The 14,543-nt window shown below is 63.8% G+C and carries 13 protein-coding genes; 9 read left to right on the top strand and 4 right to left on the bottom strand.

The genetic code is table 11. The features are described from left to right. A partial coding sequence (locus F3J10_RS20410; protein ID WP_167242878.1) for a type III secretion protein occupies positions 1-1,152 on the bottom strand: 1,152 nt, incomplete at its 3' end. Between the two features lie 647 nt (positions 1,153-1,799). Between F3J10_RS20410 and F3J10_RS20405 the strand changes: the two genes are divergently transcribed. Next, positions 1,800-2,990: an MFS transporter gene (locus tag F3J10_RS20405; protein ID WP_167242877.1), complete on the top strand. Its 1,191-nt coding sequence runs from the start codon at positions 1,800-1,802 to the stop codon at positions 2,988-2,990. A gap of 104 nt (positions 2,991-3,094) precedes the next feature. Here the strand turns inward: F3J10_RS20405 and F3J10_RS20400 are convergent, their stop codons facing one another. Both F3J10_RS20400 and F3J10_RS36555 read right to left on the bottom strand, forming a co-directional pair. Then, positions 3,095-3,394 (bottom strand): addiction module antidote protein, encoded by a 300-nt coding sequence (locus tag F3J10_RS20400; protein ID WP_029949511.1) that lies wholly within the window; start codon positions 3,392-3,394, stop codon positions 3,095-3,097. Next, positions 3,391-3,615: a type II toxin-antitoxin system RelE/ParE family toxin gene (locus F3J10_RS36555; RefSeq protein ID WP_103694063.1), complete on the bottom strand. Its 225-nt coding sequence runs from the start codon at positions 3,613-3,615 to the stop codon at positions 3,391-3,393. Before F3J10_RS36555 ends, F3J10_RS20400 begins: the two co-directional genes overlap by 4 nt. Positions 3,616-3,903: 288 nt before the next feature. Between F3J10_RS36555 and F3J10_RS20390 the strand changes: the two genes are divergently transcribed. Together F3J10_RS20390 and F3J10_RS20385 are read left to right on the top strand one after the other, a co-directional pair. Next, on the top strand, positions 3,904-5,457 hold the full coding sequence (locus F3J10_RS20390; protein ID WP_105827194.1) for a hypothetical protein: 1,554 nt from the start codon (positions 3,904-3,906) through the stop codon (positions 5,455-5,457). Positions 5,458-5,491: 34 nt separating this feature from the next. Further along, positions 5,492-5,947: an NUDIX domain-containing protein gene (locus tag F3J10_RS20385; RefSeq protein WP_167242876.1), complete on the top strand. Its 456-nt coding sequence runs from the start codon at positions 5,492-5,494 to the stop codon at positions 5,945-5,947. 56 nt (positions 5,948-6,003) lie between these two features. Here F3J10_RS20385 and F3J10_RS20380 read toward each other — a convergent pair whose 3' ends face one another. After that, entirely contained in the window at positions 6,004-7,428 is a 1,425-nt protein-coding gene (locus F3J10_RS20380) for a class I SAM-dependent methyltransferase (protein WP_167242875.1), read from the bottom strand. Between the two features lie 358 nt (positions 7,429-7,786). On the opposite strand from F3J10_RS20380, the gene F3J10_RS20375 reads away from it, so the two are divergent. The 6 genes from F3J10_RS20375 (at position 7,787) to F3J10_RS20350 (ending at position 14,421) form a co-directional block, all read left to right on the top strand. Continuing rightward, positions 7,787-7,984 (top strand): hypothetical protein, encoded by a 198-nt coding sequence (locus F3J10_RS20375; RefSeq protein WP_167242874.1) that lies wholly within the window; start codon positions 7,787-7,789, stop codon positions 7,982-7,984. After that, positions 7,981-9,648 (top strand): N-6 DNA methylase, encoded by a 1,668-nt coding sequence (locus F3J10_RS20370; protein ID WP_167242873.1) that lies wholly within the window; start codon positions 7,981-7,983, stop codon positions 9,646-9,648. Before F3J10_RS20375 ends, F3J10_RS20370 begins: the two co-directional genes overlap by 4 nt. Positions 9,649-9,751: 103 nt before the next feature. Further along, the gene (locus tag F3J10_RS20365; RefSeq protein WP_345791228.1) at positions 9,752-10,666 is read left to right on the top strand and encodes a hypothetical protein; all 915 of its coding nucleotides are present in this window, start codon (positions 9,752-9,754) and stop codon (positions 10,664-10,666) included. A gap of 178 nt (positions 10,667-10,844) precedes the next feature. Beyond that, positions 10,845-11,336, top strand: coding sequence for a MarR family transcriptional regulator (locus F3J10_RS20360; RefSeq protein WP_167242871.1), 492 nt, complete (start codon positions 10,845-10,847; stop codon positions 11,334-11,336). A gap of 213 nt (positions 11,337-11,549) precedes the next feature. Continuing rightward, on the top strand, positions 11,550-12,380 hold the full coding sequence (locus F3J10_RS20355) for a p-hydroxycinnamoyl CoA hydratase/lyase (RefSeq protein WP_167242870.1): 831 nt from the start codon (positions 11,550-11,552) through the stop codon (positions 12,378-12,380). Between the two features lie 151 nt (positions 12,381-12,531). Then, the gene (locus tag F3J10_RS20350; protein ID WP_167242869.1) at positions 12,532-14,421 is read left to right on the top strand and encodes a feruloyl-CoA synthase; all 1,890 of its coding nucleotides are present in this window, start codon (positions 12,532-12,534) and stop codon (positions 14,419-14,421) included. Positions 14,422-14,543 lie beyond the last annotated feature (122 nt).

The raw sequence follows: 14,543 nt of genomic DNA, 5'->3' as shown, positions 1-14,543 counted from the left end.
GGCCTGCGCGCTGGCTGCCGTGCCGGTGGCCGCGACCTTGGCCGGGGCGCTGACGCCGGTGTTCGCGTTGCTGCTGACGGTGCCGTTCGCGCCCGTCACGCCGCTGTCGGCCGCGCCGTTCGCGGCGGCATTGGCGGCGTTGTCGGCTGCCGCCGCCGCGTCGGCCGCCGAGGCGTCCTGCGGATCCGAGGCGTAGATGTGCTTCACGCCGTCGGGCGTCTGCGCGTACTGCACGCCGTCGGCCGAGATCATTTCCGAATAGGCCGTCGCGTCCGTCGAGGTGGCGTTGCTGGCCGATTCGGAGACGTCGGCGACGATGTCCTTCACGTTCGGGTCTAGATCGGCGCGCACGCGCGCGATCGCCGCGTCGAGCGCCATCTTGTTGCCGACCGAGCCCTTGATCACGAAGCGCCCGCCGCCGCCGTACTGCACGCGCGCGCCGGGCACGCCGAGCGAATCCTCGATGCTGCGCGCCACCTGGGGCGCGACGTCGTATTGCGGCGCGACCTGGGTGATCGTCAGGCGGCGCAGCAACTGGCGCACCGCCGAATCGTCGGCCGAGCTGGCCAGCATGCCCGTCACCACCACCGTGTCGCCCACCGCGTGCGCGTTCAGGCCGTCGATGCGGGCCGCCGCGAGCGCTTCCGTGACGCGGCGCGCGTTGTCGTCGGCGTTCGGCGGCAGGGCCGCGCGGCTCATCTGCACCGTCGAGAGCACCGAGACCGTCACGATCACCGCGCCCACGCCGAAGCAGGCCGCCGCGATGCCGAGGTAGCGGCGGCGCAGCGGCGAGGCCTTCGGCACCGGCTTGGCCAGCAGCGTCTGCAGCAGCTCGTAGTCCGACGGCCAGACGCCGGTTTCGTCGCCGACGCAGAGGATCGTGCCGTCGAACTGCATCGGCACGAAGTCGATCAGCAGGATGGTCTCGAGCGGGCCGCTGGTCGGGTTGCCGGCCGCCGCGCCCGCGTTGGCCGAGGCCACCGCCTGCGCCGACACCACGCCCGTATCGTCCACCGTCAGCCACAGATCCGCACCGCGCCAGTCCGTCAGGCGTATGTCGGCCGCGTCGTCCGTGCCGATGCGGTGCGCGCCGGGCGCGAGCTGCAATTGCGCGCCTGCGTGGGTGCCGGTCAGAATCCGCAGCAGTTTCATGGGTCCGTCGAGTCTGGTCACAGCCTGAGCTTTCGTTCCGGCTAATGTAGGCGCTCGCTCGATAGCGGCGTGTGGCGGATGCGAAGCTAGAACGCGGTATGCGAACGCAGGGGAAGCGGCGCCGGGAGTGTGAAAAAGCGTGTCGTGAAGGTGGTTTTTACCGACGCCGAATTATTTTCGGGTTGGGAATGGGGGTAATGCCGAGGTGAGTCTCCGAGGCTCGGCGGGCGGCACGGGCGGCGGGTGGGGAAGGCTTGTCGGGTGGGCGATTCGGCGGGATTTAAATCCTTTTGCGCGATGGCTTGGCGGTGAATGCGAAGCGATGGCCGGTGGAAATCAGGAATGCTCGACGGGCTCATTGGCTTGAAACAAAGCGTGATGATGGGTGCCGATGCGAGATCGGGCGATACCGGTAGTTGGCTCGTTCGACGAACGGTCGGCCCATGTCGAATCCAGGGAGGCGGCTCGCGATTCCATGCGAATCGACCACCGGTTCCACTCGCTTGCACTCGCGAACTCTCTTCGTTACACTGCGCCGCAGACGAGGTTCAATCCACTTCCCGATCCTCGCGTAAGCGTTAACGTGAACCAACGCAAATCATTGGGCTTGCTCTCCCGGCAGGCTCGATTGCGCAGGTTCACGCATCATGAAATCCGCTTACGTCAACGCGGCCGCATTGCGCCGTGGCTATCTTCTCCCCATCGGTATCGTCCTGGTCGGCGCCAATCTGCGCGCACCGATCACGTCGCTTGGCCCCGTTCTCGACCGGATTCAATCCGACCTGTCGCTCGGCGATTCCGCCGCCGGCCTGCTGGGTGCGCTGCCGCTTCTGGTTTTCGCCTTGCTGTCGCTCGTCGCGCCGGCGATCGCCAGGGCAATCGGCCTCGAACGCGGCATCGGTGCCGCGCTGGTCGCGATCCTGGTCGGCACCGTCGTGCGTTCCTGCCCGTTCGATGGTGCCGTCTGGCTCGGCATGCTGCTGTTGAGCGCCGGCATCGCCATCGGCAATGTCCTGCTGCCCGGGCTCGTCAAGCGCGAGTTCCCGGAGCGCTCCGCCTTCTACACCAGCCTCTACGCCGCGGCCATGGCCAGCGCGGCGGGCCTGTCCGCGGGCCTGGCGGTGCCCGTCGCGTCGCTGCCCGGCTCCAGTTGGCGCGTCGCCATCGGGATGAGCATCATCATCACCGTGGCGGCGTTCGCGACGTGGCTGCCGCAACTGCGCTTCGAACACCGTCCCTCGGTGCGCAAGGAAAGCGCCGCCGGCTCGGTCTCGCCCTGGCGACACCCGATCGGCTGGCAGATTTCAGGCTTCTTCGCCTGCCATTCGTTCGTGTTCTATTCGCTCGTGACCTGGTACGCGTCGATTGGACTGGAGCGTGGCGAGTCCGCCGCTTCCACCGGGTTCGACCTGCTGCTTTACCAGGTGGTCGCGGTGGCGACGAGCCTGCTTTCGGCGCCTCTCATCAAGCGCATGAAGGATCAGCGTGCGATGGGCTACGTGTGCGGCGCGTCTCTGCTCGTCGGCACGCTCGGGCTCTGGAGCGGTGCTCCCGTATCTGCCGCGTGGCTCGTTGTTGCCGGCCTCGGCGCCGGCTTCTCGATGACCACCAGCTTGTCGCTGTTCGCGCTGCGTACCCACCATCACGACCAGGCGGCCAGGCTGTCCAGCATGGCGCAGTTCATCGGATATTCCGGCTCGGCTGTCGGCCCGCTGCTGATGGGGGCCTTGCATGCCGCCACCGGTGCCTGGCGTGTCCCGTTGGCCGTGCTGATCGTCGTCAGTGCGTTGGTTACGGTGTTCGCGGTTCTCGCGGGACGGCGGCGGTTCATCGATTGAAGGTGGACATCTCTCGTGAGAAGTTCGACGAGAATGGCAGGGGATTCGGATATCGATCGAGGTGTCGTGTGCCGGCGAATTTCGCTGGCGAGTCGATCACCTGTTCATGGGCTCGATGTCGCGGGTCGAAAGGATATCCGTAGCCCAAGCGCACTCGCAATTTTCATCACGGTAGCAAAACTCGGATTGCCGTCGCCCGACAGTGCTCGATAAATGCCTTCACGACTCATGCCGGTATCGCGCGCGAGTTGGCTGATATTTCGCGCACGCGCGATGTCACCAAGGGCTGCGGCGATCAAGGCCGGATCGCCGTCTTCGACCGCAGCGTCGAGGTAGGCGGCAATCTCCTCCTCGGTCTGCAGATAGTCGACGGTATCGTATCGACTGAACTTCACGGCTTTCATATCGTGGACCCCTTCCATTGCGCAGCGATTGCCTTGGCGACGGCAATGTCATGACCTTGACTATCCTTATTGCCGCCGCATAGCAATATGACCACGACGCGGCCTCGCTTCATGTAGTAGACCCGATATCCAGGGCCATGGTCGATTCGCAGTTCCGAGACACCGTCGCCACGGGCGCAAGCGTGTCGATTGTCCGGGATGCGATATCCGAAAAAAGCCATTTCCGTGCGGTGTGATGTCGCCTGGAGGCAGCTTCACGTCCATGACACGTTCATCCCCGATCGTGACCGCATCACGTCTGCCCACCTCGTCGAATTCGAGAGGCTGCACACGGAATAGATCCACGGCATCAAGCGTTCTTGAGTGCGACAGACACTCAAGACGATCTGGACGTACAACCGAGGGCGCCTTCGATGCATCGAGGGCCGAGATGTCTGTCGCAGCATTTTTCTCCGTGCCGCACGACAAACTGAGAGCTGACAAGGTCGAATATGCAATCCAGACAGCGCATGGGGCTCCAGCCCCTACCTTTCACTTACGAGGAGTGGAAGAAAAAGACCGAGCTGACGATCGGCCGCCGCGATTCCAGGCTGGCGGCGCTCGACTTGGCCATCAAGGCCTATGAGGTGGGCAAGTCGCCCGGCAATCTGCGCATCATCGAGAACGCGTTTTTCGCCTGGCGCCGCAGCAGCGGCATGGGCGACGAGTGGAAGCGGAATGCCCGCAACAAGAAGACGGAGTACTTCTCCCTCCTGTACTCGTGGCTTTATTCGGTCGACCTGGACGTGCTGGCGGGATCGGCGCAGTTCATGGTGGACGACATGGCCAATGCGCGCGCCGGCATCCTCTGGTTCTTCTCCAAGCTCGAGTGCGAGCGCGGCAAGTTCCAGATCGTGACGGGCGGGGTGTTCGACATGTCGAATGCCGGGCTGACCTTCGGGGCTATCGAGGCTGGCAAGGAGGCCGGCAAGATCGTCACCGATGTCAGGAACATCAGCAGCACCGGGGTTCGCACCCAGGCGGAAAAGCTCGCCAAGAAGCTCGACGCGCGAGGGGCCGGCACCAAGGCGGCGGACCCTCCCTCGACGCAATTCACGGTCGATTCGGGGATCCTGTTCCATCGCTCTCCCGAGGTGCTGAGCAACGGCGAGATCGCGCTGTCGGACAAGATCTTCGGCGCCTTCAAGCAGGCCTGGACCGCGGCGGGAAATTTCATCGACGAAAACACCTTCAAGGATCTGCGGGCCCTGACCGATTTCCTGGTGAAGCGTTTTCTGTCGACGGTGGCCAACGCGACATACGGCGTGTCGATGAATCTCGCCACCGCCGTGAACACGCTCGTCGAGGCCGTGTTCCAGCGATACAAGGCCTGGCAGAGCGGGCAGGACGTGCAGGTGGTCGACGGCACGCCGGCCACCATCGTGCATGCGCTGGAAACCAAGATGTCGGTGATCGCGGCGCAGAACCTGTACGCGACGCTGCGCTCGGGCGTGCAATTCGGTTTGCAGGTCGCCTCGCTGGGGGCGGCGCATGTGGTCAGCTTTGTCGTGTCGGCGGTGGAGGTGCTGATCAAGACGGCCTACCGCCTATATGAATTGCACCTGTTCCGGAAGTTCGTGGCCGAGGCGAAGGAGAAATTCCAGGGGCTCGCGGCACTGAAGATTCACCAGGATCCCATCGCATTCAACACGTGGTTCAAGTACTACGCGACGCGGGTGCCGCTCATTTCGGCGCTGATCCTGAACAGCGGGGCGATCAACAAGATGCACCTGCTCAAGATGTTCGCGGGGCGCTGCGTGATCAACCAGTCGCAATACGATGCCGGGGTGAAGTATCTGGCCCGCCTGCACAACTGGAGCGCGAAGTACATCGAGGATTCGGGCTACAAGGTGTACAGCGCGGACGAGATCGCGAACCAGTGGGCGAAGCCGAGGAAGGATTTCGACTCGAACTACCTGAACAACCGGAAGTACCAGCTCTACAAGTTCGGGTCGGCGTTCCTGAGCGGTGGATCGAAGAACATCGTGACGGGCGTGGCGGGGGATGTGATTCCGGTGCTTTAGAATCGTCGGCTGGTTCACTCGACTCATCCATCTCATGAACGGCCAGAGCTATATCGGTTGGCTTCGCAGCCATGTCGGGAATGCACGGATCATCAGCCCATCCGTGGCAGCCGTGATTCACGACGAGCAGGGGCGCCTGCTGTTGCAGGAGAAGGCGTCGGGCGAGCCTTGGAGCCTTCCGGCCGGCGGGATCGAGTTGGGGGAATCTCCGCAGGAGGCCATCATTCGTGAGGTGATGGAGGAGACGGGATATCGCGTCGACGTGAAGGGCATCCTCGGTGTGTTCGGAGGGCGGGAGTTTCGTTACACCTATCCGAGCGGCGATCATGTCGAGTATGTCGTGACGCTGTTCGCTTGCGAGATCGTGGGCGGGACAGGAGAGCCGATCGATAGCGAGACGAAATCGATCGCGTATTTTCATCGGCACGAAATGCCGGCGCTGGCCTTGCCCTATCCCATCGACGTGCTTTATTCCCCGCCTCGGGCCTGATATCTCCGGGTACCGGGCAGCACGCCACGCAGTCGATGCCGTGTCGGCAACGACCATCAACCGCCGCGCAACACGCCCAGCCGTGCGAGCCGCTCGGGGCAAGCCACTGGTTTCCCCGCCAGCCAGGCGAGTGCCTGGGCGGCTTCCTCGCCGCTCACGGCAACGCCGTTGCCGAGCACCTCGCAGGGCACGAACACCGTTGCCGCCGGCGTGCCGCCGCTGGCGAGCGCAGCCGCGGTGGCCGCGCTCGCGGCGCGGCGCGGGCCGCTCGCATCCGGGCCGCCGGATCGCGCGAACGGGGTGAGCGAGCCGCCCGCCACCAGGAACAGCAGGTTCTGCATGATCTCGCGCGCGTTGCGCTGCGCCCCGCCGAGCCGCGCGACGATCTCGCCGATCGGCAGCGCACCGCCTGCCAGCAAGGCGCGCAGGTCGGCGATGAAGTCGGGCTGGAAACCGAGCACGCCGCGCGGAATCGTCATGCGCGGCTCGATCTTCTCGAGTGCGCCCGAGCAGCCGATCGCCAGCTCGTCGAGATGGCGCATCGCCTCGCCGGGCGAGCGGCCCGCGCGCGCGCCGCGCACGAAGACGTCGCGCCGGAAGCGGCGGTTGACCGCGAAGTCCTCGCCCAGGTGCCGCAGCCGCGCGTTGGGCAAGGCGGCGATCGCATCGGCGGCCGGGCGGTCCATCAGCAGCAGCGGATGGTTGTCGGGCAGCGTCGCGCTGCCCGCATAGGCCAGGCCAACCTCGGCCATCTCGTCGACCACGTCGACCGAGTAATGCACCTGCCAGGTGCCGTTCAGGAATTCGTGCGCGAGGTAGTCGAGCGGATCGTCGGCGAGTGCCGCGAGTGCCTCGGTGGCGGCCGGATTGTCGCGAAAGTAGCGCAGGCTCGGGATGCCGAGCCGCTGCATGCCCGCCAGCGCGCTGCCGGTGCGAGTCTCGATGTCGCCGTCGGCGGCCTGGGCGAGCTCGAGCATCAGCTTGCGCAGCGGTGCCTCGGCCGACCAGCCCGGCTCGCAGTTGTAGCTGAGATAGACGAGTCCGCCGTCGGCGAGGCGGCGATCGAGCAGCTGCCGCACCACGCGCCGAACGTCGGCGTCGACCCAGCTGTAGATGCCGTGCATCACGATGAAGTCGAAAGGCGGCAGCTCCGCCTCGAGCAGGGCCTCGAAGCTGGTCTGATGGAACACCGTGTTGCTCACGCCGAGCCGGGCCGCGCGTCGCGAGGCCGCCTCGATGTGGGCCGGGTTGAAATCGCAGGCATGGAATTCCGCATGCGGGAAGGCGGCCGCGTTGATCACCGTCGAATGCGCGAAGCCGCAACCCAGGTCGAGATAGCGGAATGGCTGGTCGAGCGCCTTGGGACGCGCGCCGCCGATCACTCCGGCATAGTTCAGCCAGGCCGGCGACAGTTCGCGATGGAACCGGTCGGGGAAGGTCACGTCGCTGAGGTAACCGGAGGTGGGATCGGCTGCGGACATGGGGATGAAAGTGCGATTCGATTGCCAGCCTGAGGATGGGCCCGGCTGGGTGCCTGCGTGACGCTCGCGATGCGGGGCGGGCACGGACCACCGATCTGGGCTCCGCTCGACACGAGGCCGTCCGGCAGCCTTAGGCGACAGGGCGTGAGCTTAGCATGGGGGGCGCTTCCCGACGTGCTCGCGAGTGCTTCGCGCCCGCTAATTCTGAGTTAGCCACGGGTATCTTGACCCTTCACCCACGATGCGCGGTTTGCTCGGTGCGGCGTGCCGATCAGACGCAGGATAAATTTTCAATGCACTGTATTTTTGTACAGTACCTCTGGCTACAATGGCGGCTTGTGGACAGGGAAAGCAACTGATGTCGCAGCAGATTGTCTGCCAGCCAGACATTCCAACCATCGCTGTTTGCAGAAGTCTGGATGGTTGTGAGGCGGAACTTCCTCACCTCGACGGTTGCTTTGCTGCCGAGCTAAAATGCGCCGTCCAGTACGCCGGGGTTGGCGCAGCCCCTTATCCGTCAGGACTGGCGGCGCTGCTTTCCAGGATTTGCAAATGACTCGCGGACACTCTTTGGATCTTTTTGATACGCCCGAACTTCGTAAAGAGCGGGGCGCCTTCTTTACTCCTGACGAAATTACTCGATTCGTCGTCAGTTGGGCCGTCCGTACCTCCGGCGACTCTGTGTTGGAGCCGTCCGCAGGTGATGCCGCGTTCCTTGTTGCCGCGGTCGATCGTCTTCGAACGTTGAATCCTGGGAAGAATTCGCGCCCTCTTGTTAATGGTGTCGAGATTCACGCACATAGCGCCCAAATTGCTCGTGAGCGCATTCTTGAGGCCGGAGGGAAATCGAAAATTTTGGACAGCGATTTTTTTGCAGTCCAGCCGAACCCGGTCTACGACGCTGTAATTGGCAATCCGCCCTATATTCGCTATCAAGATTTTTCAGGTGAGGCTCGCGCCCGATCTCGTGAGGCGGCTCTCAGAGGGGGTGTGTCCCTGACTGGTCTCGCTTCCAGTTGGGCCGCATTCACAGTCCATTCCGCAATGTTTTTGAAGCAAGGTGGACGGCTTGGTCTCGTGCTGCCTGCCGAACTGCTATCAGTGAACTATGCGGCCCCGGTGCGTCGTTTCCTCTTCAATCGTTTCCGTGACGTGGAACTTGTGCTTTTTGACGAGCAGGTGTTCCCTGAGGCCGAGGCGGATGTCGTCCTGCTGCTAGCCGATGGCTATCTTGAAGGCCCAGCGAACCACGCAACGATTCGTCAATCAAAGAACGCCGCTGAACTCGCGACGCTTGGTGCGGGTCAGATTTGGCGTCCGGCCGATCCCGCCGCCAAGTGGACCAGCAGCCTCATCGACCCTAAAGCGATCGAGTCAGTGCATGAGCTGCAGCAACAGGGTCTTTTCACACATTTGGAATCGTGGGGAGATACCACTCTCGGAATTGTTACGGGCAACAATAAGTACTTCACGCTTTCACCGCAGCGCGTGAAGGAATTGGGCTTGCATAGGAATGAGTTGCTTCGTCTTTCGCCACCTGGCAGCTCGCATTTGCGTGGACTCTCGCTTTCCCGTGCCATGCTCACGAAGTTGGGTCGAGAAGGCCATGCTACGTACCTCTTTTATCCGAGTAATCCCCCGTCCTCGGAAGCAGCGGCATATATAGAGAATGGTCATCGCACTGGTGTCGACACTGCGTACAAATGCCGTGTTCGTAAGACTTGGTATCAAGTGCCACTGGTCCCTGCCGCTGATTTATTGCTGACGTGCATGAATGCGGACACACCCAGGCTTACTGCAAATGATGCAGGCGCTCGCCATCTCAACTCAGTACATGGTGTTTATCTGAACGACCAGTGTCGAGAGTTGGGGCGTGAACTTTTACCTCTTGCAAGTTTGAATTCGGTTACTCTATTGCACGCGGAGATAGTTGGCCGTGCTTATGGTGGTGGCATTCTAAAGATCGAGCCCAAAGAGGCCGACCTTTGGGCAATGCCTTCGCACGCATTGGTTTTGGCTCATGCAGATGCACTTCGCGACATCAAGCAACAAGTTGCTGATCTCCTTGCTTCCGGAAGCCTGCTGAGTGCCGTTGAAATGGTCGATGAGATTGTTCTGCAGGGGCGCGGAGAGTTGACCGCAACAAAAATCAAATATATTCGGCAAGCGAGGTCGGAGCTTGCTCAACGCCGTACTGTGAGGGCAGCCAGTGGCCGCTAAGACATCTGCAAAAGCAAAAGCGTGGGTTCTTTTTGACAGAGTCGTTGATCTTGCCGCTCCTGGCGGAGTTCATAGTAATCCTTGGGTTAAGAGCTCAAACGGAGTGTTACGTTTTGAACCTGACTATGACACGCTCACGCTATTGTTGGGCGTGCCTCTTTATTTGAAAGCAGAGACTCAATCTGGGGTGCCGGCTCTTGCTCTTGACGTATGGCTGAGCTATGAATTGCGACGAGCTGGATTTGGTAGAGACCAGGCTTGGCCGCGACCGGTGCACCCACGTATTCTTCCCGCCCCAGTTGCTGCATTGCTGAAGGAATTGCCCCGCAAGATGGGCGATGCCGTGGCGGAGCGCATTACTAATGCGGCATCTATTCGTGACGTCACCTCATCCAGTGCGTCAATCCTTGGAAAGAACTACCTCAAGCAAGTTGATGTCATTATTACCGACTGGGCTACAGGCCCTGAGTTACTGATTTCAACGAAACGTATGGACTCTTCCTACGGTAAGAACGCTCCGAATAGAATCGAGGAATCTTACGGGGATGCGAAGAATTTGAGGTTGAGGCATCCGCTTGCTGCTCTTGGTTTTGTGTTTGGACTGCGTTCTGACATTTTGCAAAAAGAGCCCCGTACTGCCGCGTGGCTATTTGACTTGCTGGCTAAGCTTGGTCGCGAGGACGATGCGTACCACGCTACTAGTCTCGTCTTGATGGAATATGCTGACAGTGCCGAAATTCCAGATACGGGAGAGGAAAGACATGCGGAAGGTGTCCCCGAGCTTGGGCTTGAATTAGACGGAGATGAAGATCTGCCGGCGTTCGTTGCGACGTCCGATGTTGATCGTGAAATCGCTCGATTGCCGAAGGTAACGATCCGTAAAGATGCGACACCAGAAGAGCTCACGCCCGGTCGTTTCCTTGCTGCAATGGTTACACGCGTCCTTGATACAACACCTGTCAACATGCATGAATATGCGCGAGAGCGTCGTGCTTCTGTGATTGCCGGTCAGTCTTGACAGGGCGTCGACGAACAAGCAAATGTCGAGCGGATGTTGATAAACAAATAAAGGTCGTGGCGCTAGCTGGCAACGTTACAGCACATCAGTATGAACAAGAGGTAGCGAGGCGTGCATGGCTTGCCGCCCGGCACGCGACGGGCTGCTAGAATCACCGCCATTTCCTCCCTCCCGCGCCATGAAGTCCGCCCCCGCCCAGTCCGCGAATCCGAAATCCGCCGCCTCCACGCCGGGCGACAAGCCGAAGGCGCGCGTATCGCAGCGCCTGACCTACGCGATCGGCGGGCTCGATCGGCTGCTGCGTCGGCACATGACCGACGCGCTCGCGCCGCTCGGCATCACGCTCGCGCAATACACGGCGCTGTCGGTGCTCGAGGCGCGCGGCGCCCTGTCGAATGCGCAGCTCGCCGACCGCTCCTTCATCACGCCGCAATCGGCCAACGAGGTGATGAGCGTGATGGCCGGCCGTGGCTTCGTCACGCGCGAGGCCGATCCCTCTCACGGCCGCGTGATCCTGCTGAAGCTGACCGGCGAAGGCGCGGCGATGCTGCGCGAGTGCGAGGCCGTACTGCGCCCGCTCGAGACGCGCATGCTCGGCGACGTCTCCGCCGACGATGCCGTGCACGTCCAGCGCGCGCTCGAACTGTTCGCGCGCAACCTGCGCGGCTGAGCCTGCCGCCGCAACGCGCGGCCTGACCCGCCTGTTCCCCATTCGCCGCCGCTGCCGCGGCGCCTGATCGATCCCTGCTTCCTGTCGTTTCGCTCCGGGTTTACACCTGCGCTCGTGCTGCTTGCAATATCAGGTAGCCTGATATTAAATTGAGCTGTCCGCAGCAGGGATGCTGCGTGCGTCATGGCACGAAAACGAACGACAGGAACTTCTATGAGCAAGTACGACAAGCGCTGGCAGACCGTGGACGTGAAGGTGGAGGCCGGCATCGCCTGGGTCACCCTGAACCGTCCCGACAAGCGCAACGCGATGAGCCCGACGCTCAACCAGGAGATGCTGCAGGTCCTGGACGCGATCGAATTCGACGACGAGGCGAAGGTGCTGGTCCTCACCGGCGCCGGCGCCGCCTGGACGGCCGGGATGGACCTGAAGGAATACTTCCGCGAGATCGACGGCGGCTCCGACGCGCTGCAGGAAAAGGTGCGGCGCGACGCATCGGAATGGCAATGGCGCCGCCTGCGCATGTACGGCAAGCCGACCATCGCGATGGTCAACGGCTGGTGCTTCGGCGGTGGCTTCTCGCCGCTGGTCGCCTGCGATCTGGCGATCGCTGCGCAAGAGGCCGTGTTCGGCCTGTCGGAGATCAACTGGGGCATCCCGCCCGGCAACCTGGTCAGCAAGGCGATGGCGGATACGGTCGGGCATCGTCGCGCGCTGCACTACATCATGACCGGCGATACCTTCACCGGCATCGAGGCGGCCGAGATGGGCCTGGTGAACAGTAGCGTGCCGCTCGCCGAGCTGCGCGAGGCGACCATCGCGCTGGCCGCGCGGCTGATCGACAAGAATCCGGTCGTGCTGCGCGCGGCCAAGCACGGCTTCAAGCGCTCGCGCGAGCTCACCTGGGAGCAGAACGAGGACTACCTGTACGCGAAGCTCGACCAGGCGCAACTGCGCGACCCGGAACATGGCCGCGAGCAGGGCCTCAAGCAGTTCCTCGACGACAAGGCGATCAAGCCCGGCCTGCAGGCCTACAAGCGCTGAAGCCGGCAAACGGGACAGACAAGGCAGGAGACGAGATGACCGACAGACGAATGCGGATCGGCGAGACGAAGGCGCGCGCTGGCGCGTCGAACGCTGGATCCAGCGGGCCGGAGCGGGCCGCCATGCAGGCCACGCCGTGCCACGGTCCGACATGAGCGACGCGACGATGAACCCATCGCAGCCCGCGCCGGCACGTGCCGACGACGGCGTGCGCTATCGCGCGGCGGCGGTCGCCGAAGGCGCCGCCGCGATGCGCCGCACGCAAGACGGCAGCTGGTACCTGAGCGCGCGCGAGCCGCTCGGTGACTACCCCGCGCGCCTGAGCGACCGCCTGCTGAGCGGCGCGCAGGCGCATCCCGATCGGCTGCTGGCGGCGCGCCGCGGCGACGATGGCCGCTGGATCGGCATCAGCTACGCCCAGATGCTGGAGCGCTCGCGCGCGATCGGGCAGGGGCTGGTCGATCTCGGCCTGTCGGCGGCGCGCCCGCTCGCCGTGTTGTCCGGCAACGATCTCGAGCATCTGCAACTGATGTTCGCGGCAATGCTGGCCGGCGTGCCGTATGCGCCGATCTCGCCGGCCTATTCGCTGGTCTCGACCGACTACGGCAAGCTGCGCCACACGCTGGGCGTGTTGCGGCCGGGCGCGGTGTTCGTCGCCGAGCGCGCCGCGTTTGCCCGCGCGCTCGACGCGGCCAAGCCGGCCGATGCCACGCTGATCGTGGCGCGCGATGCCGATGCCGCCGGCGATGCGCTGCCGCTCTCGCGCCTGTTGGCCACGGCGCCGCGCACCATCGACGCGATCCATGCCGCGATCGGCCCCGACCATCTCGCGAAGATCCTGTTCACCTCGGGTTCCACCCGGCAGCCGAAGGCCGTGCCCACCACGCATCGCATGCTGTGCAGCAACCAGCAGATGCTGCGCCAGACCATGCCCGAGCTCGGGCGCGAGCCGCCGGTGCTGGTCGACTGGCTGCCGTGGAATCACACCTTCGGCGGCAGCCACAACCTCGGCATCGCGCTGTACAACGGCGGCACGCTGTATATCGACGACGGCCGCCCGGTGCCCGGCCGTTTCGACGAAACCGTGCGCAACCTGCGCGAGATCGCGCCGACGATCTACTTCAACGTGCCGAAGGGCTGGGAGGAGCTGGCCGCCGCGCTCGAAGGCGACGCGGCGCTGCGCGATTCGTTCTTCTCGCGCGTGAAGCTGTATTTCTTCGGCGGCGCGGGGCTCTCGCAAGCCGCCTGGGACCGGCTCGATCGCGTGACCGCCGCGCATTGCGGCGAGCGGATTCGCATCATGGCGGGCCTGGGCATGACGGAAACCTCGCCGTCCTGCCTGTTTACGACCGGGCCGCTGATGCGCTCCGGCTATATCGGGCTTCCCGCGCCCGGCTGCGACGTGAAGCTCGCGCCGAGCGGCGGCAAGCTCGAGCTGCGCTTCAAGGGGCCGAACGTGATGCGCGCTTATTGGCACGCCGAGGTCGATCCGCGCGAGGTGTTCGACGAGGAAGGCTATTACCGCAGCGGCGACGCGGCGGTGTTCGCCGATCCCGATCGGCCGGAACTCGGACTGCAGTTCGACGGGCGGCTGACCGAGGATTTCAAGCTGAGCAGCGGCACCTTCGTCAGCGTCGGGCCGTTGCGCGCGAGGGCCGTGTCGAGCGGCGCGCCCTATGTGCAGGATGTGGTCGTGACCGGGATCAATCGCGACGATATCGGTCTGCTGGTGTTTCCGCGCCTCGATGCCTGCCGGGCGCTGGCCGCGCTCGCCGCCGACGCGCCGGCCGCCGAGGTGCTGCGCGCGCCGGCCGTGCGCGCGGCCTTCGAGGCCTGGCTCGCGGAACTGAATCGGCAGGCGAGCGGCGGAGCGACCTTCGTGGCGCGCATTCGCTTGATGGACCGCCCGCCGTCGCTCGATCTCGGCGAGGTGACCGACAAGGGGTCGCTGAACCAGGCGGCCGTGCAGCAGCATCGCGCGGCGGCGATCGAGGCGTTGTACGACCCGGCGCGCGACGATCCCGACGTGATTCGCGCCTGAGCGCGGTCCTGGACGGACAACAAGGACCTGCCGGCCACGCGACCGGCAGGCTTTTTTACGGCCAGTGAATCAGGCTGCCTGATAAAAAACCGCGGCGCCCGGCAAGGCGCGCCGACCACGAG

The sequence above is a fragment of the Burkholderia sp. Cy-637 genome, assembly GCF_011753175.1.
Lineage (GTDB): Bacteria > Pseudomonadota > Gammaproteobacteria > Burkholderiales > Burkholderiaceae > Burkholderia > Burkholderia gladioli.
The sequence above is the reverse complement of the archived record's forward strand: the minus strand, read 5'-3'. Positions and strand labels throughout refer to the sequence as shown.